A 25,522-nucleotide genomic window follows, 5' to 3' on the forward strand; every position below is an offset into this window, starting at 1 on the left:
TAACATATTTTTATGGGTAGCATTTTTTCGGATACTTTTGGTGATTGATAACATTATTTTAGACATAGCTATTCTATAAAAATCGCTTTTAGCCATTTTTATAGAATATTTAGAAGTTTTGAAGAGTTTTAGAGGTTTTTTAGCTAATAGTAGAAGTAAGATATAAGCTTTCTTTACAACCTAAAAATTGAGGGGTAACTCTAAATAAAATAAACAAAGGTACAGGCAATCAATTTTTTCGTTAAACTAAAGCAGGAAACAGCGTGCGTAGACCATTAACGATGATTTCAATAGAAACTGCCGCCAACAACATGCCCATGATTCTGCTCATAATGTTCAGACCCGTATCACCCAATAAACGGCTAATACGACCTGCTGCCATCAATGCCAAATAACAAAACAAACTGATCAACAACCCAGCTATTAATATGGCCGATACTTGTAGTACACCAGAAACTTGTGAAGAATAAATAATCACCGTTGAGATACCGCCCGGCCCAATCATCATTGGGATAGCGAGTGGAACGACAGCAGCTGCCATTGAGACTGGCGAATCTTGTACATGATCGACATCGAAGTTTTCTTGATCAGGCTTAACAGGATTACCATCGCCATTCATCATATTAAGGGCAATCAAGAATACCAAAATACCACCCGCCAACTGAAACGAGCCGATTGAAATACCAAGCGCTTTTAGTAGCGTCTCACCTGCGACCGTAAAAAAGCTGATGGTGATAAAAATCGTCAAACAAGCCACACGCGCGACTTTACGTCGATTATTCATTGAATAACCGCGGGTCAAATCCAAAAATAACGTCAAAGCGCTAAAGGGATTAATCAACACCATAAAGGCTAAGATTATCTTAATGATTTCAGTATTCACTGAGCGCTCGCTTGTCTATTGATACAACTGCTGAAAAAAGTAAGGCCATCGTGCGAGTGCAACGATGACCCCATATCTGACTAAAACAATATCTGACTAAAAATAGCATTGTAGCTTGTATTGTAACATAGGCAGATAAGCTAATAAAATCATTAACTTTGCTTAAGGCGTGTCCTCAATTCGAATCATAACTGTTAAATGGGTTAAAAATGAAGACTCGCCCTAATTCCTCTGTATCATCTCATTAAAAAAGTTAAATGCAGAGCAACGCTTCTAATCAGCTTTATACATAAGATAAATAGACTTTTTACCATGAAAATTCAGTCGCCAACCTATGCGCTAAAATCCAAGCCAATATCCAATGCAGTGGTACTGTGCGTTAGATACCCCATCGCGATAAAGTCAACCCCTGTCTTGGCGGCGGCTTCCACGGTCGCAGGAGTAATACCTCCTGAAGCTTCTGTTCTGGCGCGACCCTTACACATGGCTACTGCCCTTGATAACACGTCAGGGGACATATTGTCCAAAAGCACCAAACTCACACCAGCATCCAACGCTTGCTCTAGCTGCTCCAAAGTATCCACTTCCACTTCTACTGGAATCAGGTGACCAGCAAAATCTTGGGCTTGTTGAATGGCCGTTTTTATATCGCCAGCGATGGCAATATGATTGTCTTTGATTAAAATAGCATCATCCAACCCTAGACGATGATTACGTCCACCACCGCAGCGTACCGCGTATTTTTGTACAATGCGCAAGCCTGGTATGGTTTTACGTGTACAAGTAATTTGCGCAGGATATTGCGCCACACTGTCTACAATTTTTCTGGTATCTGTAGCAATGCCACTGAGGTGCGTCATAAAATTAAGCGCAGTGCGTTCGGCTGTCAATAGATGACGGGCGTTCCCACTGACACTAGCCAATACTGTGCCCGCTTCAACCAATTCACCATCATCTACTTGAGCGATAAACTCAATTTGAGCATCAACCAAAGCAAATGATAAACGCGCCAAGTCCATACCGCATATCACGCCTGCTTGCCGCGCCTTAATTTCTAGTTTTGCTTGCAAATCAGCAGGGATAGTCGCTTGAGACGTCACATCACCACGTCTGCCCAAGTCTTCAGTTAGGGCAGCTTCAATCAGTGGTTTAAGTAATACTTCATCCAATGCAGGTTCTTTTTTAACAGTCATTTGTCACCCCTATATACGCATTATATTGTTATCGGTTCAATTTAATTAAACTCAAAATGAGCATAAATATAGCGTAAAGTTGACAGTATCGCAAGGAAATGAAGTATTTCATGCAGCTACTAAAAGCGAATAGCCATAAAAACGTGAGAGCACTTACCGCTTATTTAAGCCTATTTACGTTTAGGCAATTTGCTATCCATCAATAAACTTTGCAATTCGATATCGTGGCAAAAGCGATAAAGCTTAGCAGGACGACCACGCTGTGCACTACTACTCTGCCCTGTTTCTGTCACTAAGTTTTGTGAATCTAGCAGACGGCGGAAATTTTGCTTGTGCAAGCGTACGCCTGAGAGCGCTTCGACACTCTGCTGTAGCTGCGACAACGTAAAGACATCTGGCATCAGACCAAAGATAAGCGGTCGGTATTCAATCTTGGCCCGCAGCCTTGAGATAGCTGTCGCAATGACGCGTCGATGATCATAGTACATCGGTGTACCTATGATTTGTGCCCAATGCTTTGGCAATTTCTGCGGCTGATAGTTAGATGATTCTGGAATCAGCCCTGCTTCGTAAAGCATCTCATAGCGCAGCAATACATGCTCTGAGACCCAGTCATAACCGTTAGTGGTGCTTGATTGATGATAGGTATCTTTATCTTGAGCAGAATCTAAAGTCTCAGTATCCACACCCCAACATAAATGAATACGCTGACGACGGCGCTGCTGAGTGATTGAGTCTGGCGCACTATTTGCCCAGTCCAATAATGCCGGCACAATAAAATCCATAATGATATTTGGCATACCATCTAGGTGATTTTCCCATGGGAAATAATCATACCAATCTCGCCATAATGCTTGGCTTTGGAGTGCCTGAATTTGCGTCTCTTGCACCAATCCCAAATAACTCACATAGACCAATGCATGGCCGTCAATATTACGCCTATTGGTATCGACAAAGGTATATAACTGTTCCAAATAGCCAAGTGGTTGCTGCGTCTGTTCCTCAACCCATTGGCGCACACCAGCTTGCAGTGAGCGATGTAATGGCATGAGTGGTCCGTTGGGCAATAGCTTGCCTTGAGCAACTGTTAAAACTCGGGCGGTATGATCCGTAATCGCAACCAAAACCGCAACAACCTCAGTAGTACCGCTACCCTGCTGATGTGCATGTGAATAAGACAACGTCATGATGTTAGTAATTACCTTTTACCTTTGAGCGTGCAATAAGAAAGCCATCACACTTGTTATTTATCGTACGAATCAGTATAGCTTGAATCTAAAAATATCATAGTCTACCGATGTAAATATAAGCGGCTGAATGCAAAAGTGACAGAGCATATTTTGCATAAATACCTACTGTACGGAAAGTAGAATATAAAAAACCACTTGTATTTATGCTCAAAATGAGCATAATAAAAGCTCGTTTACTTTAAAGCTGTATTTAGGCGACTTTTATTATTTCTCAAAATAAGAATAGCAAGCAAAACGATCGTCAGTACTACGCTTAGTAGACTGAACGAGTTTAATACGGCTAATCATATTTTTGAGGTTGGTATCATTTTTAGCGGCATATAACGTGTCGTTATCGCACACAAGGTTTGCACTTATGAAAACTTATCCCTATGACGCACCCATCATGAGCAATGACAACCACATTGCGACTAAAATGAATATCGAATATGCCAAAGCTAAGATGCCAGCGGATCTGCCGCGTTCAGAACGTATCGTGGTTGAAGAAAATATTAAGCAATTATTGAAAGATAATAATGCCGTACTGGTCGCGCATTATTATGTCGATCCTTTTATTCAGGATTTGGCATTGGCGACTGGTGGCTGTGTTGGCGATTCTCTTGAGATGGCACGCTTTGGTCAAGCCCATGATGCCCAAACATTGGTTGTCGCTGGTGTGCGCTTTATGGGTGAATCGGCAAAAATATTGAGCATGGAAAAGACCGTACTGATGCCAGATTTGGAAGCCGAGTGTTCACTTGATTTGGGCTGCCCTGCTGATGAGTTTTCAGCGTTCTGCGATGCCCATCCTGAACGTACTGTTGTAGTCTATGCCAATACCAGCGCCGCGGTAAAAGCACGTGCAGATTGGGTAGTGACCTCATCGGTTGGTATCGACATCGTCCATCACTTACATGCTCAAGGCGAGCCTATCATTTGGGGGCCTGATCGCCATTTGGGTAAATATATTGCGCGTGAGACTGGTGCAGACATGCTGCTTTGGCAAGGATCTTGCCTTGTACATAATGAGTTTAAGGCAACTGAACTTCTGCAACTAAAAGATGAATACCCAAACGCCAAAGTCTTGGTGCATCCTGAATCACCTGATAGCGTCGTTGAGCTGGCAGATGTGGTCGGTTCAACCAGCAAGCTATTGCAGTCAACCTATGAGATGGATGCTGATACCTTCATCGTCGCTACCGATTTGGGCATATTGCACGAGATGCAAAAACGCTCGCCAAACAAACGCTTTTTGGCAGCGCCAACCGCTGGTGAAAGTGCCAGTTGTAAGAGCTGTGCGTTTTGTCCATGGATGGCAATGAACGGCTTAAAAGGTATCGAGCAATGCTTGACCAATCAAAGCGGTGAGGTTCTGATGACACCTGAGCTGGCAGTAGCAGCCAAAAAGCCTTTACAGCGCATGCTCGATTTTGCCGAATCACAAAAGCAACGCGTGGCCGCCAGTGGCGATATTGTCAAAGACCGTGTGCTGTTTGCTAACGTTGGGGCTGCCTAGTATGAGCGCGGATAATGTCAGGCAAACAGACGTACTTATTATCGGTGCAGGATTGGCGGGTTTAAGCACTGCGCTATCATTACCAAAATCGCTAAGTATCATGGTACTGAGCAAAGCCGCTTTGGAGGTTTGCTCAAGCCATTACGCACAAGGTGGTATCGCTGCAAGTTTGGACCAAAACGACTCCGTGACCGACCATGTCGCTGATACCTTAATCGCAGGCGCAGGGTTATGCGACGCTAATAATACGACTGAGATACTAAGTGAAGGACAACAAGCCATACAGTGGCTATGCGAACAAGGTGTTCCTTTTACTCAGAACCCACAACAAGATACGAAGCAAAGAACTTTTACTGATTTGAATAATACTGATTTGAATAATACTGATTTAAATAGTACTGATTTGAATAATACTGATTTGAATAATACTGATTTGAATAATACTGATTTAAATAGTACTGACTTAGAAATTAACAGCTTACACCTTACCAAAGAAGGTGGACATGGCTGCAGGCGGGTGGCCCATGCTGATGACGCAACAGGTCGACACGTTATGGAAGCCCTAACCATAAAGGCACATGCTGCAAGTAATATTACGATACTACCGTATCATGAAGCATTAAACCTTTTGAAGGATCCTATTACTAACAACCACTGCCAAGGTGCACGCGTTTTTGACCACAATAGTCATCGTCAGCTAACTGTTTATAGTCGCGCAGTCGTACTGGCCAGTGGCGGTTTAGGGCAGCTGTTTCAACGTGCCAGCGCGCCCAATGTCTGTGTCGGTGACGGCGTAATGATGGCTTGGCAAGCGGGTTGCCGTTTGGCAAATTTAGAATTCATTCAATTTCATCCGACTGGTCTCGCACTCGCTGACAGCAGTTTCTTAATCTCTGAAGCGTTACGCGGTGAAGGTGGACGGCTGTATTGCCCTCAGACAGGTCGACGATTTATGCTAGACGTTGATGATCGTGCTGAGTTAGCACCCAGAGACATCGTTGCACGAGCGATCGCTGAGCAGATTAATGTAAATGGTCTTGGCTACGTACATCTTGATGTCAGCCATCTACCAGCGCCATTTTTACAAGAGCATTTTCCGCAAATTTACCAGACGTTGCTAACGCTTGGTATTGATATCACGACGGATCCGATACCAGTCGCCCCTACCGCCCATTATAGTTGCGGTGGCGTTGTCACATCGGTGAACGGTATGACCGATGTGGCAGGTCTCTATGCAGCAGGCGAAGTTGCGCATACAGGCTTGCATGGTGCCAACCGTTTGGCGAGCAACTCGCTATTAGAGTGCGTGGTTGTAGGACGTAATATCGCTACCGACTTGCCTCGTTACTTGGCAGAAATGGAAGCACTAGATGCAAAGCTATATATCAATCTACATACAACGGCATATCATCTTAATTTAAATGCAAGCGCTGATGATATTTGGACAGCACCCGTACTGAAGAACACCCAATCGATTACTCTTCCCTATTTTACATCGTCGACATCAACGTTGTATGAGCATAACGAGGATATTAAGCACTGCCATAATGATGCCGATATGACAGAAGTCATTGCGAAACTAAAATCCCTGATGACCGCCAACATGGGTATCACACGTAGTGCTAGAGAGTTAGAGGGAGCGCTTGAACAGATACAACAATGGCAGCAATGGTTAAAAAAACCTGAGTTAAGTTCGCTTAGTAGCAGTGATAGTAATAGCAATATCAATCGCAAAGATAGCGCTGTCAGCATTGATGAACTCACACATTTACAGTTAGCAAGACAATTACAATTAGCGACCCTTATTGTGCAGTCTGCTTCTCAACGTCTTGAAAGTCGCGGTGGGCATTATAGAACAGACTATCCAAATCTAGCCGTCACACCTCGAACAAGTGTGATTAATTCATTATTAGACCCGAGAGAAGGTAGTATTGACTGGCTTATTAAGCCTATAATTGTTCACTCAGGAGCTAGAATAATAAAAGCAACTACTGCCACATAAAAGCAGTAGTCAATTGACATTCTAGTCATTACTAAAGTGGTTAATGACTGCTTTTTATATCTCTCAAAGTGTTAAAAACATGTCTACTGATACGCTGTTTGTTATCGGACTTATGACGGTAGTAAGTTTGGTTTGGGGCATACTGGCTATCCCTCGTCTACGTACTCGCTTGCCTAAGATTTATCTGATTGCACGCTCTTGGTGGCTCATGCTAGTGGCACTGTGCGTATGCTATGTTATCGCTAAAATAGATAATAGTCAGCATGGCCATCCTTATCAATGGGTACTCATTGCGTTTTTTATTTTAATCGGGCTACGCGGCGGCTATGAGATTAAACGCGTATGGAGCATATATGACAAAGCGGGGCTGATTAGCAAGCTCCAAGCACGCGGGCTACAACCAAAAATCATATCTGATAAACCAAAATCAGTACTGATACAATCCTATACGCGTCTTAATCTATTGGACATCATGTTTAGTAGCGCCTTTATCTCTCTGATTCTGAGCCTTATCATATTGCAGCAATTGACATGGCAGCGTGAGCAATATGGCATCTTACTTTTTGTATTTTTTGCCAGCCAGTTCAACGATATTGCCCAATATTTATGTGGGCGATTACTGGGACGCAAACTGTTTAGGCGAGGTCTCGCTCCTACTGTTAGCCCAAATAAAAGTATTGAAGGCGCGGTCTTTGGTAGTTTACTTGCGGCTATATTGGCTTCATCGTTAGGATTATCGCTCACGCCTTTTAGCGGATGGCTTTGTTTATTAGCAGCCTACGGTTTGGCAGTTAGTGGTATCACGGGAGATTTATTAGAGTCAGCATTTAAGCGCCAACACGGGGTAAAAGATACTGGAACGATGCTCGCTGGACATGGTGGGGTATTAGATAGGATAGACAGCTTACTGATTGGAGTACCAGTATTTACCCTACTCTATTGGCTGTTTGGATAAGCTGCTCATTTTTGATTAAGACAGTGCTCGGTTAAGAAGGCTTATCTAGCTTACTGCGCAATATTAGGTTGAGTAAGGGTTTAGGTAAATGGTTTAAGATCCTTGTGATATAGCGCATTGAGCGTGGAAACACGGCTAACTCAACATCATTATCAATCGCCTGCATAACCTCATCAACCGCTGTTGGCGTGCTCATGATAAAGGGTTTATGACTGGCATCACCGTCATTTAAATCACGCAATGCTTGGGTATCGATATAGCCTGAGGCAATACAATTCACTTGGATATTATAAGGTGCAAGTGCTGCTCGATAAGCGCTAGCAGCCATAATCATCGCGCGTTTGCTTTTAGCATAGAGACTTGCATAAGGATAATCCATCGTGCCAGCGATAGAGGCGATACAAATTAGGCTAGATCTAACATTATTAGTGACATCGAGCGACTGATGTTGCTGCTTTAACTGACTGCTTGCCCATCTAAAAACCTGCTCAAACGCCTGCAAGTTAATCGCTAGCATTTGGTCGCTGTCTGCTTGATTCAACTGATGCGTACGCTCATTGGTATAACTACCCGCACTATATATGAGCCTTTGAAAGCTTGTAGCTGACAATTCATCTAATAGACTCTGTGTTTGGATAACATCCGTTAAGTCGCACACATAAGTCACGACGGTAGGATGCTGGTTATTAATGTCGGCTATCTTTGCCTCGTTACTTCCAATAATGCTCACCTGCCAGCCAAGCTGCAAATGATGCAAAGCCAATGCCAAGCCAAGACCACTCGTACCACCAACGACAATAATATGCGGCGTATGATTTTCGGCGGTATCTTCTACGAGAATTTTCATAAATTATGCTGCTGTATATAGTCGGCCGTGCGCTGGTAGCCATATTGCCATTGCGCCTGCATTTGCTGCACAAAGCCGTCGTAATTACTGTGTATCAGCTCAACAGTCATTTGTTTTATATTAAAACGCTTTTGCACATTTTGGCCCGCTAACTGCTGCTCATTATCGGCAAATGGTAGCCAGTGTAGCCGATGTTTTTCGCTAGCAGTATTAGTGTGCGACGACACTTCCATCGGTTGATAACCGTGTACTGCTGCCAGTCGCTCATTAGGATCAAAACCAAAAACACGCTGAATCGCGGGAGCAGCCAGCCATGAGTCATACCCTGCCTTAGTCTCTGCAAATACGCTATCACCCAACTGACAGGCTAGCTCAATCGGTGTGAGATTGATGACCCCACCTAAGCACCAACCAAGTTTTGTAATATGTATAGGCGGTAGATAATACATGTCGGCCATAGAAGCACGAACCACTGACGCAAAATCCCATTGAGTCCGTATCTCTACCGCCTGATGTATACGACCATTTGCCAATGTATGTGCAGGTGATTTCATTTCCCCGTCAGTCAGATCTGATACAGAATGCTCAAAGCGTGGCGGTGCAAATAATAATTCTTGCAGCGTTAGCTTTTCATTATATAAACCATCAACAGGCGCTTGATAAAGGCGACTGGCAATGATGGCTATCTCAGGGGTGCTAGCATTAGACTGACTACTGCCATTTTCGCTAGATGCAAAGCTAAATAGCTCATCGAGCCATCGCGCCTCGTCATCGATACGAAACATCGCCAACTGCTGTAACTCGTCTAATAATTGTCCATAGCTGTCTGCTTGCTGCTGTCTTTGTCCATTACCTTGTTGCTTTGACAATCGCCAACGGTTGAGCGCACTGGTCATATAACGCATTTTTAAACGCCTATTAGCTTCATCTGGTGAAACATGCCTAATTGCAGCAATGACACGAGACAATTCGCGACTGCACATCAACGCTTGCAAATCTTTGGGGTCAGGAGCTAGGTTGACCAGATAAGCGGATAAGCTCCCACCGCAAGTACCAATGATCATATCTGGCTTTAGGTCATGCTCGACCAACGCCGCATAGCTGCCTAAGTAATAGCCAAAACGTGAGCCACCTCCGGAAAAAAGTTGGACACGCTCATAAGGCTTGGTACGGTTATTAGTCATTTATTACTTATCATCGATTGGTACAATTTTAATCGCCAATGACACGGTGAAGATACCAAAGCGGTCGATACGCATGGCAACCTTTTTAAAGCCCGCACGTTCAACCAATTGATCCATCTCGGCTTGCGAGCGACAACGCATCACCCAACTGCTGCCACGGTGGTTGTTCAACGTTTTACTGATAAACTCTTGCTCAGGGTGCCACGGTTGGTTGGTATAAATTAAATAACCATCCGCTTTTAAACTGTCATAAATTCCCGCTAAGGCTGTCGCTGGTAACGCATTATCAGAAAACAGCTCAAAAACGCCTGAGCTGATGGCCACATCAAATTTTGTGTCATCAGAATCAGGATAACTTGCCACGTCAAAAGCATCTTTTTGACAAGCAATGACTCGATCAGCAATTTCTAACTGCTCTGCTTTTGCTTGCAATGCTTGGATATTATGCATCTCATAATCGCGCAGCTCAGCATGCAAATCGGTAAACTCTGTCAATAGATCAAAGGCATAAAAGCCATGGCCACTAGCGATATCTAACAGCTTTGGTTGGTATTGTTTAGTACTACTCTGATTTTTACCTTCAATATCTGCAAGTGCTATACGTGCCAGCTCTAAGATATGGGCGCGGCGTATACGAATACCTTGCCAGCCGATATTACTTAAATAAAACTTATCAATTGCTTGACCAAATTTATTCTGACCGCTCGGCTGATTGTAATAGACGTGATCAAGCGAGTGACCAGAATCAAACCCATGCTCAAGCCCTGTCGCAATCGCATCGCTAACATGACCGAACTTTTGCATCGCAAAACGGGTAATCGCAAAGCTTGGATTGAATGGCTTAATCGCTAAGCGGTCTACCTTATCTTTACTCGCGCTATTCAAATGAGCACTACTCAAATCAGGTGCTTGGACTTGTGTGCTAAATACTTGTTCAGCGAAATCAATACAGTCGGCAAAGACATCTGCTTTATTGGTCTCATGAAAGATTGCATGATAGCTGTCGGGGTATAATTGCCAGCGTTTAGTAGATGTATTAATCGCTTCGTAAAACGTGCGTTCAGCCTGCTTATCCACCACGTAGTCTTTACCTGCACATAAGACAAACGTCGGTACGGTGATGGCACCGGCATCATCTAGCAAACGTTGACCTGTGGCATGTGTATCAATCAACAAATCAGTTGAGATACTATTCGAGATGAGCGGATCAGCATTATAAGCTTGCTGCGCGTCCTTATCATGAGTCAATACTTGCGCTTTAACATAGCTACTAACACGTGACATCAGACCTAACGTACGCGCTACTTTCAATGACAGTATCGCAAAAGGCATATACAAGCGAATGCTTAGTGCAGGTGTACCCAATATCATTCCGCGAATATTAGGCGCATAATCATGCACCCACGCTGCCGCCAGTACCGCGCCGATACTACTGGCGACAATCAGCGTATCCTCGATAGCAATGCCTGTCTGCCCAATCACCAACTGCACAAAACCGTCTAAATCGCGCTCAAGCTCAGTAACGCTCTCAGCATGGTCTTTGATACCACCTGAGCGACCATTACCTCGCGCATCCCATGCAAATACTTGATAGCCTGCCGCTGCAAACTGCTGTCCTAGCTCTGCCAATCGTCCCGAATGCTCATGACCTCGATGCAATAGAATAACTTGACGTAGAGGCTGATTGGCTTTTTTCACGTCCTCTAAAGGCATCGTGAGCCAGTAGCGATAATAAATAGCAGTGCCATCATAAGCGTTGTAGCAACTTTCACCATTAATGATTGCGGCTGAAGACTTCTCAAAACTAACGCTAGCCTGTTTTTCTGATTTTTGACTATCAACGGTGGTCGTTGGCATTTCTTTGAACTCCAATGGGCGAGTGTTATCAGTAGAATTATTTGGTAAAACAGTATTAAGAGATAGCGAGTTGTTTGTCGACTCACATAGTACGGATCGCAGAACCGGTGGCTGATGCATCAAGTATAAATTGGCCATATAACGTAAGCGGTTTAGGCAAGTTTTTAATAATAGCGTCTCTACCAACAGGGACAACTGCACGATTCTTTTAGGAGAAAGCGATAACGGTATCTTGCTACCGATAACGGTACCAAGTATACCTAGCACTAGAGCACGGTCGCTTTTCCCTAAAGGCCCTTGATTTGCCCTAACTCCTAGCATCGTATTGCTGGCGATAGCGAGTAGCTCACTACTAATACTCAACGCTACAATACTACTGATATGCTGCTGAGTGGTTGGCAACTTACTCGTGAGAGTGTGTCGTTCAGAATGAATTCGTAAATCATGTTTAGCTATATACGGAACCAAACTGGCAATGAGTGCCGTATCAGCAACAATATCGCCCGCCTCATTTAGTACTGCACCCAGTTTAGTAGCTTGACCATGCTCGCGCGCCATCATTCCGTCGATGGCGTTCAGTGCCATCCGTACAAATAATGATGAAGGCAATAGAAGCCATAACGCTTGCTGCTCAGTCGCAGGCTTAGCAATCACGTAAGCCGTACCCACACTCAATAATACTGCGGATACAGTGACTTGATTGGCAGTGATGCTCTTTGCGACCAACGCATTACTCAGCGGTCGCAGCTGATCTTGAAATTTAGGCTTGAGCTGATATAGCGACATAATGCCAACCACGTATTTTCGGTGTCTTAATCTAGCAACAAAAGTTTATTAAGTAAATACTTAACCATAGCTATAAATCTAATTATAGTCCATAAAATCAGGCTTTATAAAGAATATGGTTTGCCGATACCAGCATTTGTAACTTGATATGTTACAATCTTCAGCTTCTTAAAAATGCCTTATTAAAACCCACGAGTCTGCCGTTATGCAAAGCATAGTTACCCTTATTTTGGTCTTAATGCCAATGTTTATTGGCTTTGCCATTCCTTCTAATCCCACTATGACAAGGCTTGCGGATAAGGGCTTATCTTATTTAGTGTTTGTCATTTTAGCGCTAATTGGCATTGAGCTATCGCAAGTCGAGGGCTTAGGCGGTCAAGTAGGTGAGATTGCGCTTTATGTTGCTGTGCTTTCAATCCTCACTATCGGCTCTGGTCTACTAGCTTTGATGATATTCGATAACATGCGCCCATGGCAGGCTAAAAAACCCAGCGTCAAATCTAAAGAGCATCGCGTCAGTATTCGTGGCAGCCTCGCCCAAGTCGTTTGCGTAGTAATCGGCATGGTAATTGGCTATTTCCTACCAGCGAACTACATGCCACCAGAAAACACCATGACTGCTCTGCTAATGATACTAATCTTGCTGGTCGGTATTGGTTTAAAGGGTTCAGGCATTACGCTCAAAGAAGTCCTACTCAATAAACGTGGCGTTGAGATAAGTGTTATCTTTACGATAGCAGTATTGGCAGGTGGCTTAACTTTTGCGCTGATGTTCAGTGATGTATCATGGACAAAAGGCTTGGCTCTGTCATCAGGATTTGGTTGGTATTCACTATCTGCCATTGTGATGACCGATGCTTATGGCGCCGTCTGGGGCAGTGTCGCCTTATTCAATGACTTGGTGCGTGAGTTCTTTGCCTTGATATTTATCCCAGTATTTATGCGAAAATATCCATCAGCTGCAGTAGGGCTTGGCGGGGCGACGAGCTTAGATTTTACCTTGCCAATCATTCAGCAATCAGGCGGTCTAAAGGTTGTACCATTGGCAATTAGTTTTGGCTTTATTATTAATATTGTCTCACCCGTATTGATGGTGTTGTTTTCGGCGTTGGGGTGATGATAGCCATAACTCCAGTTCGAATCTAGTGAAAGCACATCTCAATAACAGGTGCTTTGAAAGTATTTTTATTGGTAGATATTTGCATTGTCTCGACAATGCTGCTTCACCACATCTAACCACCTTTCATACCAATACCATTGCTGCTCAATCTTTACGCCATATCCTTTTGAATTATTTTTTGCATCTAAAGATTGCCATAATTTTGTATGATGATGAATCGAGAAACCTACAAATCCAGCATTATTCATTAGCTCTTTGATCTTACTAGGTCGATATTTAACTTTCTCAGTCTCTTTTATCAACTGATACTCTGTATTTACCTTTGCAGCCAATGGATCGTCTGGTTTTAAAAACTCAATTACTTTATCTGCTTGTCCTCTTTTATTAACAGTTTTGGGCACAAACAATATTCTATAAGCATATTTTGGACTGCCAAAATCTTCATCTGAAACAGAGTCATCAAAGCGAGTTATATAACTTTTAATATTACTAGGTAAATCCTCAAACTCTGATAAAAGATCTTTTTGTTCTTCGGATATGCTTGAGAACTGCAAGCTAAATGATAAATGTTTTTCTATACCGAACTCTTTACCAAAAAACTTGCAGATGTAGTAATTATAGTTTAAACAGCATGCCTGATATCTAGCACTCAAACTATCATCAATCCTAGATGTCATCTGATGCTCAATCTCATGACGTAAGCCTATTAAAAACTTTAAATTTAAGGCAGACTCTCTATCTATTGGGCTATTCGTATTATCTAAACATCTCTCAAGCTCCCAGTGTTTATATGCACCATGTTTAGTTCTATCAAAAATTTTACGTTCATTTGGCTTTTTATAATAACGATAATCAATATTTTTATCTTCATAATAAGCATGTAAAAGATACGTCCAACTAATTATGATTAAAACTGAGAATGCTTCAGACTTAAACGTAATATTAGGGTTGTTAAATATCTGAACTGCCGCCAAAGCAGACTCTCTCGACTTTTTAACCAATTCGTATTTTTTCGTACCCTTTCTAAGAATGCTCATATTAAAATCCTTTTACTTTTTTATGAAGCCGTTAACATCTAAATATTATATTCCTTAAGCCATCTCCAGCTCTTTATCCACCTGACAAGCCCTATCATGCCACTCAATAAATCCCTGTATGTCTTTATGCTCTAATGAATAGCTAGCTTCTTTACCAGTAAAGCGCTCAACATAGCGACAGGCTCTATAGTTTTTAGCATATTTATCGTAATTGTTAATCCACTCTTTCCGCGCCTTTAACTCATTTTGACGTTGCTCAATACTACTATCTGCATCCATGCTCTCAGCGTCAAACCAAAAGTTTTTGGCAGGAATATCTTTAGCAAGTTTTTTATCCGCAACCTCAGCCATACGCCACGGTTTAGCAGTGAGCCGCGCTCGAAAACACTGCTGCGCCTGACAGAGACGCACGTAATTGGCATCGGCATGGAAATACTCAAACCAATCTACAACTAACGCATCATTTGGCGAGATAGTATCGTGGGTAGCCATAATACGAAAGCCTGCAGGCGTCTCATATAAACGAAAGGATTCTTGTGAATGGCTGGCGACGCGCTGCTGAATCAAATCTATTATATAGGTCTGCAATGAGGCCACATGACCCATATATCTTTGATGCTGTTCCTGATCATACTTACTGGCTTGCTGCCATAGTATTGCCGTCGCTACTCCTAAAAATAAAAGCAACCATAGCCATGATAATGATTTCATCGCGATAAAAGTTGCTAAAATAATTGCAGCAATCACGACAGTCCATACAAATGGTTTCATTGATACTGGTTTATCATGGTTATTTAGTGATGACTGATTCGGATCGTTTGCCTTAGATTTATTTGAAACATTATTCGACTTCCTAATTATCCCTATAAAGCCATGACTGTCATACTCATCCGGATATTTTTGATGCAATAAGTCGTTATTATCAACATCGATAATCGCAATATTATTGACGTTAGCAACCTGTGCACCGTAACTGTTACGCGTGACAACAAGCTGTGTATCAGATGCCTTACTCTCTAAATCACCTGCAGTTAGGCCACTCTCTGACAAACTCTGTTTAGAAATAATCTGCTCACGAATGGGAATGCCATTACTTTCGTTATACTCCTCCCTACGCTCGCGTCTGACAATATTCTCGCCGTCTAGCCAGCGTTGATGAGCCTCTTTCACTCGAGCCTTAGCATGAGCCAAGGCTTCTACTTGACTAACATCCGACCAACCATAACGCTTAATAGTTGCTTGCTTAGAATTAAAGTCATCGAATGCGTTATCATCTGTTTCTGACAATTCAAAGCGCTGTTTATATTGCGCCCAGTATTTAGGGATGAGCATAAGGGGTTACCTTAGGATATTTGGTTTAAGATAGACGGTGGTTGAGCTTTAAGCGCTTAGACGCCACTCGCCTGCTTAGCAAACAAACGCATGAGCGGCTTCATTTTGCCAACACGGTACATGCCTTCGCTACGTATCTGCTGTACGGGACGTAATTGCGCCAGCGACCCTGCAAACAACCAATTAAGCGCAGAAAAGCTGTGCATCATCAGGCTATTATGCGGACGACGCAAACGCTCGTAACTACGCAAGGTTTGATTACTGCCCCAAATCGTACCGCCACTACGAGTAAAGTCGTGCACTAATTGCTCGCTCAATACTTGCACATCGAGCATACCCAGATTCAGCCCTTGACCTGCCAGCGGATGCACACCATGTGCCGCATCACCGATTAATACCAAGTTATCAGCGACGTAGCTATTAGCTTGTTGCGCGGTCAGTGGAAAACTAGCAATGGATTCAATCTGACTGATAGCACCCAACTCATAATGACAGGCAGCAGCCAGCTTATCAGCGATAACACGGTCATCTTCCTCTATCAATGCCAAGGCCTGATTGCGTGGTAACGTCCATACGATCGACTGCCAATGTTGCGAATCAGCTTTGTCTTCATCAGTGATATCTGCTAATGGTAATAACGCCAGTGTACCCGTGGGCAACATCGCCTGACGTGCGGTTGCCTGATGTGGTTTTTCGGTATGAATCGCACAGCAAATCGCGGTTTGATTATAATCGAGTGTATCTAGACCAATCGCTGCCTGTTTACGTACAAATGAGCCTCGACCATCCGCGCCCACTAATAACTGAGCGTCAATCACCGTACCGTTATCAACGGTGATACGGTATCCTGACGCTGCACCCAGCCAGTCCATGTTTGTGACTTTTTGTCCCGCGATGATGGTCAGATAATCACTGACATCATCCTCACATAAGCGTTGCCACAATGCATGCTCAATGACGGCTGGCTCGACCATGCTACCGAGCATTCGCGGCATGATAGAGTTAGAAGGATCATCACTACTATTACCAAAGTTCTCGCTACTCTCACCAAATAGCAGCTCGCCCCTACCATTCAGTTGCCATACCTGCATTTGTGAGTAATCAGCCTTACGCTCAGAGCTAGCAATCTTTTGCCAAGCACCCACGTCTTTCAGCAAATTAATACTGGCCAAACTCAGCGCATACACTCGAGCATCACGTTTGCTTAGTACGCCTTGCCAAGCTAATTCATCACGAGCCGGACGAGCATCAATCAATGTCACAGGCATTTTTGCTTGTGCCAGTTTTAGCGCAAGCGTTGCACCAACGATACCGCTACCGATAATCAGCGTATGGTTATTTTTCATAAGGTGTCTCTCAATACTGGTCGATATTAGAATACTTGTTATCAATCTTAATTATAAAATTATGATTTTAAACCCATCGCATAGGTCGCAACCAGTGGTTTAATATTTGGCAGTTTATCAAAGGCGACTAGAGCCACATTTCTTGCCAGCTTTATGACTGGATTAGGATGGGTAAAGCCATGTACCACAGCATCACAAAAACGGATGACTCGTTTTTGATCGCTTAGACGTGCTTTTTCATAGCGTTTGAGTAGCGTTGGATCACCAATATCTGCACCTTTGAGCACTTGTGCGCTCATCATCTGCGCCAATACATGGGCATCTCGCATACAGAGGTTAAAGCCTTGCCCTGCTACAGGATGCAGGGTATGAGCCGCATTGCCCATGACTACGCAACGACCTTCTACTTGCTTGTCTGCTAGCACACGTGTCAGTGGATAGGCTCCACGGCGACCAGCAGCGATGAATTTGCCAGCTCGTTGACCAAAAGCTTGCTGCAGCGTCTGTAAAAAATGCGCATCGTCTTCTAGATAGCGTTTCTCTTCGCCCTTTGGACAGACCCAAACGACCGAGCGTCTATAGCCATTCTGATACTCATCATTGCCGTCGCCATCTGGATCCGTCAGTGGTAGTACGGCAAGTGGACCTGCTGGGCTAAAGCGCTCAATCGCGACATGCTCATGCGCCTTGCCAGTTTCTACCACACCCACAATAGCTGTTTGTTGATAATCATAAGTGGTTGTGCCGATATCCAATAGCTGACGCACGGTAGAGTCACGACCATCACAAGCGACCAAGACACTGCCCTGCAATTGCTGCGCTTGTTCCTCTTCACCGTAATAGCTAAAGCTCAGCGTGACACCATCCGATTTTTGTGTCACTGCGCTGACATTGGCATTATCAATCAAGGTAATCAACGGCTCCTGCTGCGCGGCTAATAAAAGCTTGCGTCCGAGCCATGCATTTTCTATTACTTGACCAAATGACTCTACTTTTTCTTCAGCTTTATTGAGCTGCGCATGGCCAAAGCTGCCTTGTTCGCTTACCTGTACTGAGTCGATACGGCAGGCATGGCTTTGCAACTCATCCCACAGGCCAATCTCTTGGTAAATCTGCACCGTGCGGCGTGATAGTGCGGTATTGCGACTGTCCAAATAATGGCTACGATTGCTATCATCGTTTGGGCTGATGGTTGGATAGCTATTTTTTTCTAATAACGTGCTGGCAATACCCTGTTTCGCTAGCAGCAGTGCAAAGGATAAACCAACATGCCCGCCACCTGCGATAAGTACTTGCTGCGCCGTGATTGCCTTACTGTTATCAGCTATATTTTCAACTACATTGTTTTCAACTGCATTCTCAACTTTGCTTTTAGCATTCGATAAGTTTAGATCAGTATTTTGTATCATTATTATTCCTACTTTATTGTATGGGAAGTGCTTTCTATAATTGATGAATAGGCTATTAATTGCCGCTAGCAACCACTTATATTTTATGACCCTACTCATTTTATTCGTGTTTTAAATTTAATTATAAGCGCTATGATATCACTCATAGATTACCACAAATTACCTATCACTCCGTGCTCTTAACAGTAGACAAAGCGTGTACTAAAAATTCGTGATATCTTGTATTACTGAAGACTAAGTTAATATCAGATTGACACGTAAAAGCCATTAGCCTCATAAAAGCATTAAATAAAGCATGACCGTTGCAATCACCATACAAAAACAGCGTCACGTATATGATGTATGGCTTGAAATTTAAAAACTATCTACCATAATAAAGGCAAGACCGTTACTTATCACCACTCCTAAAACAAACAACAAAACCAACAGCATTGCTACCGTCACTTCTATCTCTACAATTTAAAGCCAAGACAATAACGAACGACTATTTTATCTCTTAAGTCCAAAGCTTAATAAAACAACATCACTTTGGGCACACAATAAAAGGATAATCGCTTGACTGATTCCATGAGCCGCCGTATAAAGTTTGAATCATTGACGCCAGCACAGCTTAAAATCGTGCTAGGTGAATACAACAATCACATGAAATATATCCAAAAACGCCTCGATATCAAAATCATGCAGCGTCAAGGTGACTTTTGCCTGAGCGGTGATGTGACCGGTGTTGAGCGTGGTGAACGTATTATTTATAAAATGGTGGATGAAGCTCAAAATAAAAAAGACATCAGTGCAGAAGAGTTGCATCTCATCATCCAATCCAGCATCTCTCGTGACGAAGATATGGCAGCGGAGGCACAACAGGCAGAAGATGCTGCCGAAGAAGAAGATTTCGATATCGCTAGTGAATTTACGCCCGTTAGCTTGCGCACCCGTAAAGGTCGTATCATTCCTCGCGGTGGTAATCAGCAGACCTATGTCCAAAGTGTGCTGAACTCTGACGTCTCATTCGGTATTGGCCCTGCTGGTACTGGTAAAACGTATCTAGCCGTTGCTTGTGCAGTTGATATGCTTGAGCGTAACGAGATTGAGCGGATTTTACTCGTGCGTCCAGCGGTAGAAGCTGGTGAGAAACTGGGGTTTTTGCCGGGTGATTTAACACAAAAAATTGATCCTTACTTGCGCCCATTGTACGATGCGCTATATGAGATGATTGGTGTTGAAAAAGTGGGCAAACTGATTGAAAAGCAAGTCATCGAAATAGCACCCCTTGCCTATATGCGCGGTCGTACATTAAACAACTCGTTTGTCATCTTGGATGAAGCGCAAAACACCACGCCTGAGCAGATGAAAATGTTTTTGACCCGTTTGGGCTTTGGCTCGCAAGCCGTGATCACTGGTGACGTGACCCAAGTTGATTTGCCACGGGGTCATAAGTCTGGCTTGGCGCAAGCGATGGAAATCTTAAGCGGTATCGAAGAGATTCATATCACCAAGTTTGACTCAAAAGACGTGGTACGCCATCAACTGGTACAAAAAATCGTCGAAGCCTATGATGTGTTTGATGAAGAACAAATCATATTAGAAGAAAAGCGTAAGTTTGAGCGCATCAAAGAGCAAGAGCGTAGACAAGCCATCGCTAATGCCGCAGCCAAGCTATAAGATGGTAGGTTTGATATTTGCCACCTTAGAAACGCAAATATAGAAATGCAAAACCGGATTACTGATTAGTAGTCCGGTTTTTTGCTGCTAGACTGATAATTAGCGTCGTAGATTAGGGTTGGTAAGTTAACCTTGAGTAGTTTCAGCAAATTAAACAAACGACATGACAATAAAGTAAGGAGAGAACAATATGAGCCAGTATAATGACGATGATAGTTTTAGCCAAAATAAGGCAACTGATATCACTAATAATGATGAAAGCTTTGAGATATTAGATATCAGTGCAACGAATAGTATTGATGACACCCTACTCGATACTTTTTATCATCGTGACACGCTACTACCTGTGATGATGGCAACTTTAGATTACATAGATGAGCAAACTAATAGTGGTTTAGTACTGCCTTATTTTGCAGATATTGATGTTGAATTATGGGAAGCGAAATCTAAAGCACTCGATATATATATCACTGATGAGACTGAAGGTCGTGAGTTGAATTTGGAAGCACGAGGCAAGGATTATGCGACCAACATCCTGTCTTATCCTAGTGACTTGCCAGCCGCTATCATCGAGCTGATGCCGACCTTAGCGCTTGGTGAGCTGATTATTTGTCATGATGTGATCGTGCGTGAAGCCGCAGAACAAGAGAAAACAGTCGCACAGCACATTAGCCATCTATTAACACATGGTGTGCTGCACTTGCTTGGATTTGATCATGAGCTTGGACAAGCTGAACAAGATGAGATGGAGCAGTTTGAAATTGAGGTTTTGGCAGGCCTAAACCTACCAAATCCTTATTTATAGTGAATGCGATTTAAACATCTTTATCCTTAGAGATTTTGATCTTTGTCTAAAGATGGCAATGGCGATTCGTTTTTGTTGCCCATCAACATCTCTAAACCTTTAACATGTACACTGCGCTGCGGGAATGGAATGTCGATTTTGTTATCATCAAGCGCATATTTAAACTGCTCAAGCAAATCACATTGCATGCTCCACCAGTCCGCATTGGTGGTCCAAACGTTTAAGGTCAAATCAACTGAATTGTCCCCTAAATTGGTCACACGGACGATAGGTGCAGGATCAGTAAATGCCAACGGATTATCGGTGGCCAGCTTTATCATGATGTCTTTTGCTGTCTTAATATCGGCATCATAACCAATACCGATAGTGATATCCACGCGGCGATTGGGTAACGACGAATAGTTAATAGTCGCGGTTGTGGTGATGTCACCGTTAGGAATGATAATGTCGTGATTGGTAGTCGTGGTCAGATGCGTATTAATCAAACTGATCTCTGTCACCGTGCCTGTGTGACCCAGTATTTGCACGTAATCACCGCGTACAAATGGGCGAAACGTCACAATCATAATACCAGCGGCAAAGTTAGACAGTTGATCCTTTAGTGACAGACCAATCGCAACGGCAGCACCACCTAATATGGCGACAACTGAAGTCGTCTGCACACCAACTTTGCTAAGTGCTGCTAGTGCGACTACTACCAATAGCACGCCGTAGATTAAACGACCCAAAAAGCTAGCAACCGTGTCATCTAAGTGACTGCGCAGCATGATTTTTTGTGCAATAGCGACTGCTTTTTTGGCAAGCCAACGTCCTACGACGAATATCAATATCGCTAGTGCTACTTTTATAACCAAACTTACTGCATTACTGGTTAAGGCCGCAATATCTATGGTAAAACCTAAAAATTCCATACTGACTCTTTATTTTATATCTGTGTTTTATGAATTTGAGTATCTGTCATATAAAAACTAGAATAAAACATGAATTATTATGCTTTATTCTAGTTTTCATCATTTATTACATTCGAAGCATCTTAAAAAGCATCTTAATAAGTCACATTCACTTTATCGCTGTATTGATAAGTACGAATCAAACGTAACTCGACAATATCACTCATATCTTTGGTGAATGCACCAAAAGGCGCGGCTTGTCTAACCGACTGTTTGGCTGCTTCGTCTAATATCGTTGAGTTTGAGCTCTCAAGTAAGCGAATGGCTTTAATATTACCATCGCTACTAATGATGACCATCAGACGTACTTCACCAGTGATGCCTTGCGCGCGCGCTTGTACGGGATAATGTAGATTGCCAATGCGCTCGACATGCTCACGAAACGTATTGATATAGTCCGCTGCTGCACCGCGTGTCGTTGAATTACTATCGACAGTCACCACTTTCGATTTGGTGGCATACACTTGCTGGCGCTGAGACAACTGAGCTTCCAAGGTAGCGACTTGTTTTCGCAGACGCTCTTCTTGTGCAATCATGTCATCTTGTGCTTCTTTGCTGTCATTATCCGACTCTACATTGGCCTGGCGCCAACTTAACGTTGTGCGTAGATAACTTTCTTGATACTGCTGTTGTCGAACTTGCCGTTGCAAGCTAATCACATCTTGTGTTTCACTCATTTGCTCAGCAGACAATGGGCTAATCTGATCTGTCTCTTGTCTCAGTTGTTCTTGTACCGTGCCACCGCCTTCTTGGGAGGCATCAGCAATAAAGTGAGCATCCTCATTTGGCTTCATATTATCAGTCAGTGCTTTTGCGACATCTTGCATCATCGCAGCGGGGTCTTTCCCCATAGAAAAGCTAACACCAAAAATAATAAGCACATGTACACCAACTGCGATAACGATAGCAACAGGTAAGCTAATATCTCGCTTAGGTACTTGTGCGGAAAAGTGATAGCTTTGTGAATCTTTAATATAGGCCACAGTCGATCTCAGCTTATGGGTACGAGCTTATAAATACAAAACAGCAAATAATAAGCATTATAATGGTATGTATGATTTATTCTGGCGCTATCATACCATGACATAGAATTATGTCGCCACGAGAACCTGTGCGTTAGCAATCTAACCCACTCACGCAAGCTTTACAATTCTTTAGGCAAACGCTTAAAAAAATACCGTCAAACTTAATACAAAACCCATACGCCAGATGAAAGAACATTGACGATTGGGCTGCAAGCACCCTAGATATCAGCATCTATATAGTGAACATAGATAAACCAAATAGGCTTTTTTATTATCCGCGATTCATACTTTCTAAAACATAATCGCTGTCAGTGCTGTCTTCTGATATTCAATATCGACCAAATGAATGACTACAAAGTACATGTGTGCATTTTGAAGCCATCATATTTAATATATACTGTTTAATAAGCATCGTATTATCAAATAAACGTTCATCGACCATTTTTGATTAGCGATTCTGAGCGCGCGCTATACGATGATGCACCCCTATAATGATAAGGATAAGAAGTTTGAGTGATTTTGACAACATGGATACTTCAGACAATTTTGACGAATTCTTTGACAATTTAGGCTATCGATTCGACGAGTCGTTTAGCGGTGGCTGGGAGCGCCTTACCCAATCTATCAGACAGATATATGATAGAACAACGGATAAATTTGAAGATGAACTTGCGCTGCCAGTGACACAAGAGTACGTCAATGACTCGCTACAGAAGTTCGTCACTGATAATGTAAAGGCCATCTTAGAGTTACGTGTTGAGATGCATGATGACTGGTTTCGTTTGTACTGTACGATCAATGTAGCAGGCATTTATGTGGAAATCGCGAGTAACTTTGGCTTGATTCATGTTCAGCTCGATCGCAATGTCCAACGTTTTGTATTTGGTCAGCAGACATATACTGATGTACTCAACTTACGCTGCGAGTCTTTTCTCAAACGCCAAGGTGTCAAACTGTTCGTCTGGTTCTATCACAGTATTCTTAAAAAAGATCCATTAGGGTTTCTGCTCTCTTATATCAATATTGCCCGTGCAAAAGATGAAGTCATTTACATTGATATTAATCGCTGGCTAAAAAAGAACAAAAAAATCATGAGTACCTTACATAAGGTACAAGTGAATTATGGCGAGCTTGAAGAAGAGCAAATGATTTTAAAGACTCAGATTAATTATCGCGACTTACTAGCCGCAAGTAGCAACGAAGATATCATTAGTGACGATGATGAACCTGAGTTGATGCAAGGTCCTATCAATCCCGTAGATGATGCGACTGAACCAAGCCAAGTTTAACTATTTCACCTTATAAAAAACGCTGAGCTTCAAAAACAATAGTCTTTGAAGCTCAGCGTTTTTATTTTGTCAAAGCATATCTATAGAATACTCAAACCAGTTATATGGCTACCAATAGTTCTCTACAGCGATATTGCCCTCGCCTCTGCGATTCATCACCAGTCCTAGCGACTTTAATGCTTCTTTGGTGTCATCCACCATATCTGGGTTGCCACATAGCATGACATGGGTAGTATCGATATCTAAATCGATGCCTGCACGCGCTTGCAACGTACCATCCAGTAGCAGCTTTGGCAGACGTTCTGTCAATGCACCGTCGACAGGCTCACGAGTAACGATTGGGATAAAAATGAGCTTCGCTGGATTTTCAACCAACGAGCCAAAATCTTCTTGCAAACCTTCGATCTTTTCGACGTAGGCTAGTTCTTCTATCGAGCGCGCGCTATAAGCCAATACAATATGCTCATAATCTTCCCATGTCTTCAAATCTTGTAGCATGGATAAAAATGGTGCCAGACCCGTACCTGTTGCGAGCAACCATAGATCCTTGGGCAGTGGCTTCTGATAACGCGCCAATGTTAAAAACCCAAATGGCAAGGTATTAAGAAGTAACTCATCCCCTACTTGTAGATGTTGCAACTGTGAGGTAAACGCCCCATCAGGGATGACGATAGAGAAAAACTCTAATACTTCGTCGAATGGCGAAGAAATAATCGAATAAGCGCGAAAGATATCCTCATCCAAGGCCTCATCAGATATATCAGCATCAGACATACCACTCTGCTCTATATAGTACTTCAGTCGACTGGGATTGACACCCAAGCGCACGAACTGACCGGCAGTAAACTTAAAGCTGTCAGGACGGCTGACCGTAAAACTAAATAGGTTTGGCGTCCACGTGGTTTTGCTCAGCACGGTTACCGTTTGAATATTGTCACTCATAAGAAATGGCCACTCGCTTTTTATTGTTATAGTCAGAGAACCACTAAATAGCTACGGCGTTACCCTCCTTAGATGTACGACTTGTACTATCTGCAGTCGGCTGCCTTTTAGCTGTTTTAGACTTCTTTGACTATAGTTATTTTTATAAAAACTTTA

The 25,522-nt window shown here is 42.9% G+C and carries 20 protein-coding genes; 7 read left to right on the forward strand and 13 right to left on the reverse strand.

Translation table 11 applies throughout. The features are described from left to right. Window positions 1–241: 241 nt before the first annotated feature. The 3 genes from JMW61_RS00760 to JMW61_RS00770 form a co-directional block, all read right to left on the reverse strand. Entirely contained in the window at window positions 242–883 is a 642-nt protein-coding gene (locus tag JMW61_RS00760; RefSeq protein WP_110922289.1) for a MarC family protein, read from the reverse strand. A gap of 332 nt (window positions 884–1,215) precedes the next feature. Then, window positions 1,216–2,076 (reverse strand): carboxylating nicotinate-nucleotide diphosphorylase, encoded by an 861-nt coding sequence (gene nadC / locus JMW61_RS00765; protein WP_201548563.1) that lies wholly within the window; start codon window positions 2,074–2,076, stop codon window positions 1,216–1,218. 170 nt (window positions 2,077–2,246) lie between these two features. Next, window positions 2,247–3,263, reverse strand: a complete 1,017-nt coding sequence (locus tag JMW61_RS00770; RefSeq protein WP_201548565.1) for an NUDIX hydrolase — start codon at window positions 3,261–3,263, stop codon at window positions 2,247–2,249. Window positions 3,264–3,681: 418 nt separating this feature from the next. Between JMW61_RS00770 and nadA the strand changes: the two genes are divergently transcribed. The 3 genes from nadA (at window position 3,682) to JMW61_RS00785 (ending at window position 7,778) form a co-directional block, all read left to right on the forward strand. Next, the gene (nadA, locus tag JMW61_RS00775) at window positions 3,682–4,821 is read left to right on the forward strand and encodes a quinolinate synthase NadA (RefSeq protein ID WP_201548567.1); all 1,140 of its coding nucleotides are present in this window, start codon (window positions 3,682–3,684) and stop codon (window positions 4,819–4,821) included. Window position 4,822: 1 nt separating this feature from the next. After that, complete coding sequence (locus tag JMW61_RS00780; RefSeq protein WP_201548569.1) at window positions 4,823–6,823, forward strand: FAD-dependent oxidoreductase; 2,001 nt, start codon at window positions 4,823–4,825, stop codon at window positions 6,821–6,823. A 79-nt stretch (window positions 6,824–6,902) separates the two neighbouring features. Then, entirely contained in the window at window positions 6,903–7,778 is an 876-nt protein-coding gene (locus JMW61_RS00785; protein ID WP_201548571.1) for a phosphatidate cytidylyltransferase, read from the forward strand. A 31-nt stretch (window positions 7,779–7,809) separates the two neighbouring features. Here the strand turns inward: JMW61_RS00785 and JMW61_RS00790 are convergent, their stop codons facing one another. Genes JMW61_RS00790 through JMW61_RS00800 form a run of 3 tightly spaced genes read right to left on the reverse strand, consistent with a single transcriptional unit; the run spans window position 7,810 to window position 12,452 of the window. Continuing rightward, window positions 7,810–8,625 (reverse strand): SDR family NAD(P)-dependent oxidoreductase, encoded by an 816-nt coding sequence (locus JMW61_RS00790; RefSeq protein ID WP_201548573.1) that lies wholly within the window; start codon window positions 8,623–8,625, stop codon window positions 7,810–7,812. Further along, window positions 8,622–9,809: a patatin-like phospholipase family protein gene (locus JMW61_RS00795; protein WP_201548575.1), complete on the reverse strand. Its 1,188-nt coding sequence runs from the start codon at window positions 9,807–9,809 to the stop codon at window positions 8,622–8,624. Before JMW61_RS00795 ends, JMW61_RS00790 begins: the two co-directional genes overlap by 4 nt. A 3-nt stretch (window positions 9,810–9,812) precedes the next feature. Beyond that, on the reverse strand, window positions 9,813–12,452 hold the full coding sequence (locus tag JMW61_RS00800; protein ID WP_201548577.1) for an alpha/beta fold hydrolase: 2,640 nt from the start codon (window positions 12,450–12,452) through the stop codon (window positions 9,813–9,815). Window positions 12,453–12,657: 205 nt separating this feature from the next. Here JMW61_RS00800 and JMW61_RS00805 point away from each other — a divergent pair, with 205 nt between their 5' ends. Then, complete coding sequence (locus JMW61_RS00805; RefSeq protein WP_201548579.1) at window positions 12,658–13,569, forward strand: lysine exporter LysO family protein; 912 nt, start codon at window positions 12,658–12,660, stop codon at window positions 13,567–13,569. Between the two features lie 68 nt (window positions 13,570–13,637). Here JMW61_RS00805 and JMW61_RS00810 read toward each other — a convergent pair whose 3' ends face one another. From JMW61_RS00810 to JMW61_RS00825, 4 genes are read right to left on the reverse strand one after another with little or no spacing between them, the layout of a single operon-like run. Further along, window positions 13,638–14,609, reverse strand: a complete 972-nt coding sequence (locus tag JMW61_RS00810; protein ID WP_201548581.1) for a DUF3644 domain-containing protein — start codon at window positions 14,607–14,609, stop codon at window positions 13,638–13,640. Window positions 14,610–14,663: 54 nt separating this feature from the next. Continuing rightward, complete coding sequence (locus JMW61_RS00815; protein WP_201548584.1) at window positions 14,664–15,941, reverse strand: hypothetical protein; 1,278 nt, start codon at window positions 15,939–15,941, stop codon at window positions 14,664–14,666. Between the two features lie 56 nt (window positions 15,942–15,997). Continuing rightward, complete coding sequence (locus tag JMW61_RS00820) at window positions 15,998–17,287, reverse strand: FAD-dependent monooxygenase (RefSeq protein ID WP_201548586.1); 1,290 nt, start codon at window positions 17,285–17,287, stop codon at window positions 15,998–16,000. Window positions 17,288–17,346: 59 nt separating this feature from the next. Continuing rightward, entirely contained in the window at window positions 17,347–18,693 is a 1,347-nt protein-coding gene (locus JMW61_RS00825) for a UbiH/UbiF/VisC/COQ6 family ubiquinone biosynthesis hydroxylase (RefSeq protein ID WP_227687397.1), read from the reverse strand. A gap of 570 nt (window positions 18,694–19,263) precedes the next feature. Between JMW61_RS00825 and JMW61_RS00830 the strand changes: the two genes are divergently transcribed. Beyond that, window positions 19,264–20,355, forward strand: a complete 1,092-nt coding sequence (locus JMW61_RS00830; RefSeq protein WP_201550300.1) for a PhoH family protein — start codon at window positions 19,264–19,266, stop codon at window positions 20,353–20,355. A gap of 190 nt (window positions 20,356–20,545) precedes the next feature. Continuing rightward, complete coding sequence (ybeY, locus tag JMW61_RS00835) at window positions 20,546–21,160, forward strand: rRNA maturation RNase YbeY (protein ID WP_201548599.1); 615 nt, start codon at window positions 20,546–20,548, stop codon at window positions 21,158–21,160. Between the two features lie 26 nt (window positions 21,161–21,186). Here the strand turns inward: ybeY and JMW61_RS00840 are convergent, their stop codons facing one another. Further along, complete coding sequence (locus tag JMW61_RS00840) at window positions 21,187–22,071, reverse strand: mechanosensitive ion channel family protein (RefSeq protein WP_110922273.1); 885 nt, start codon at window positions 22,069–22,071, stop codon at window positions 21,187–21,189. A gap of 134 nt (window positions 22,072–22,205) precedes the next feature. Then, window positions 22,206–23,093, reverse strand: coding sequence for an energy transducer TonB (locus tag JMW61_RS00845; protein ID WP_110922272.1), 888 nt, complete (start codon window positions 23,091–23,093; stop codon window positions 22,206–22,208). A 533-nt stretch (window positions 23,094–23,626) separates the two neighbouring features. Between JMW61_RS00845 and JMW61_RS00850 the strand changes: the two genes are divergently transcribed. Beyond that, entirely contained in the window at window positions 23,627–24,424 is a 798-nt protein-coding gene (locus tag JMW61_RS00850; RefSeq protein ID WP_201548601.1) for a hypothetical protein, read from the forward strand. Window positions 24,425–24,532: 108 nt separating this feature from the next. Here JMW61_RS00850 and JMW61_RS00855 read toward each other — a convergent pair whose 3' ends face one another. After that, window positions 24,533–25,366 (reverse strand): ferredoxin--NADP reductase, encoded by an 834-nt coding sequence (locus JMW61_RS00855; protein WP_201548603.1) that lies wholly within the window; start codon window positions 25,364–25,366, stop codon window positions 24,533–24,535. Window positions 25,367–25,522: the final 156 nt, after the last annotated feature.

The sequence above is a fragment of the Psychrobacter fjordensis genome, assembly GCF_904845995.1.
Taxonomy (GTDB): Bacteria; Pseudomonadota; Gammaproteobacteria; order Pseudomonadales; family Moraxellaceae; genus Psychrobacter; species Psychrobacter fjordensis.